This is a genomic window from Longimicrobium sp. (assembly GCF_035474595.1).
In the GTDB taxonomy this organism is placed as follows: domain Bacteria; phylum Gemmatimonadota; class Gemmatimonadetes; order Longimicrobiales; family Longimicrobiaceae; genus Longimicrobium.
The window spans coordinates 1-2,457 of record NZ_DATIND010000101.1 but is presented as its reverse complement, the minus strand read 5'-3'; the positions used below and the strand labels follow the sequence as shown (position 1 = coordinate 2,457).

The window sequence follows — 2,457 nt, the reverse complement described above, 5'->3', positions numbered from 1 at the left end:
GCCGCTCGCCTCCGCCAGGAGCGCCTCGACGCGGCCCGCCAGCTCCGCCAGCGTCGGCGCCTCGAACACCGCGCGCAGCGGCAGTTCGGTCTGGAAGACCTCCCGCACCCGGGAGACGAGCTGCGTCGCGAGCAGCGAGTGCCCTCCCAGGTCGAAGAAGTTGTCGTCCCCGCCAACCCGTTCCACTCCCAGCACTTCCGCCCAGATCCCCGCCATCCGCTCCTCGGCGGGGGTGCGCAGCGCCACGTACGTTTCCCCGCGCGAGCCGGGCATGTCGGGCGCAGGGAGGGCGCTGCGGTCCACCTTGCCGTTGGCGGTGACGGGAAGCGCCTCCAGCACCACGAAGGCGCTGGGCACCATGTACTCCGGCAGACGCGCCCGGGCGGTCTCGCGAAGCGCCGGGACGAGCGCGCGCACGCGGCGGCCCCACTGCGGGTCGTTCGCAAAGCTCTCCCACGGCCGCTCCGCATCCACGGCTTCGGGGAACCGAGCGACCCCGCCGGCCGGATGGAAGAGCACGTCCAGCGTGCCGGACGCGCCGGGGCGCACCTCGATTCCCCGCCCCAGCTCGTCGGCCAGGGCGAACAGCGCCTCGGGGGCGATCCCGCCTGCGTCCTCGGCCGAGAGCACGCGCACGGCCGCCGCGTCGGCTGCTTCACCGCCGGCCGATACGAGCTCGTACGCGCGGACGTGCTCGCGGACCCGCGCGTCGGGCACGCCACGAACGAGCAGCGCCCGGCTGGCCTCCACCGCCAGCGCGCGAAGCCCGGCCGCGTCCTCTCCGCCCCACTCCCGTACGACGGGTGCCGTAGCGGCGGCAGCGGCCACGTCCAGGTGGAGGACAACGTCGTAGCGGAAGCGTGAGACCTCGTTGTCGTACTTACCCCGCTTCACCTGCACTTCGACGCGGCCGAGGCGGGGGATGCGCGCCCGGAGCGCCTCGAACAGCGCCGGATCCAGCAGCAGCTCCTGCTCCTCCACGATCCCGCGCCGCACCCGGTCCAGCAGGCGCCCGGCGGCGAGGTCGTCGGGTGCGCGGGCGAGCTCCACCGAGGCGTGGAAGGCACCCGCCAGCGGCAGGCTGCGCACGTCACCCACGAAGATCCGCCCGCCCGGCCGCAGCGCCGCGGCCGCGCCCTCCAGCACGCGCAGCAGGTAGTCCAGGTCCGGGAAGTACTGCGCGACCGAGTTGACGACCACCAGGTCGAGCCCCGCCCCCGCGTAGTCGTCCAGCCGGTCGGCCTCGCGCTCGGAGAGCGAGATCTGCGGGAGCCCCGCGGCATGCCGGCGCACGTGCTCCAGCGCCACCCCCGAGAAGTCGGTCCCGTGGTAGGCCCGCGTGTGCGGCGCCACGCGGAACAGCAGCAGCCCCGTCCCGCACCCGACCTCCAGCACCCGCTCCGGACGCAGCGCCAGGACGCGCTCCGCCGTGTGCTCGACCCACGCGCGCATCTCCTCGCGCGGGATCGGCTCGCCCGTGTAGCTGCTGTTCCACCCCCTAAGCTGCAGGGTCGGGTCTTCTTCCCCTTCGTCCTGTGCGTAGGTGTCGTCGAAGAGCGTTTCCCACTCGGCCACCTGCTCCTTGCCGCCGCCGGCGGTCTCGACGCCCTCCGCGCTCGGGACGACGTAGGCGACCAGGCGCCTGTCCCCCGGCGCGTCCTCCCGCGCCAGCACCACGGCCTCCCGGACGCCGGGCTGGCCGCGCAGCACGGCCTCCACCTCGCCGGGCTCGATGCGGAAGCCGCGGACCTTCACCTGCTCGTCGGCGCGCCCCAGGAACTCCAGGACGCCGTCCGGGCGCCAGCGGGCGCGGTCGCCCGTACGGTAGGCCCGCTCGCCTTCGATAGAGACGAACTTCTCGGCGTTCAGCTCCGGCCGGCCCAGGTAGCCGCGCGCGACGCCGCCGCCGGAGATCCACAGCTCCCCCGGGACGCCCAGGGGTGCGAGCTCGCCGCGGGGACCGCACACGCGCAGACGGACGCCGGGGAGCGGCGACCCGAGCGGGTGCCCCTCGACGGCGCCCTCCGCGGGCACGGCATACGTGGCGCAGATGATGGCCGCCTCGGTGGGACCGTACAGCACCACCGTCCCCGCGTCGGGGAAAATCTCGCGCATCTCCGCGAGCAGGTCGGGCGGCACCGTGTCCCCGCCCACCAGCAGGAGCCGCAGCGAGGGCAGCGTCCGCCCGCCGCGCGCGGCCTCCACCACCTGCCGCATCAGCGCGGGGACGGCGTGCAGCACGCTCACGTCTGCCGCGGCCTCCACCAGCGTCTCCGGGTCCCGCGCGACCTCGTGCGGGATGATCCGCACCGCACCCCCGGCCAGGAGCGGCGTGACCAGCTCCAGCAGCGAGATGTCGAACGAGGTCGAAGCGAGCGCCGCCACCACGTCGCCGGGGGCGAAGCCGAGCGTTTCGAGGCTGGCGCGCAGGGTGTGGGTGAGCTGCGCGTGCTCCAC

At 74.7% G+C, this 2,457-nt stretch carries 1 protein-coding gene; it reads right to left on the bottom strand.

The window, feature by feature from the left end; all coding sequences use genetic code 11:
• Window positions 1–2,457 (bottom strand): AMP-binding protein (locus VLK66_RS18650; protein WP_325310975.1); only part of this gene is annotated, 2,457 nt, incomplete at both ends.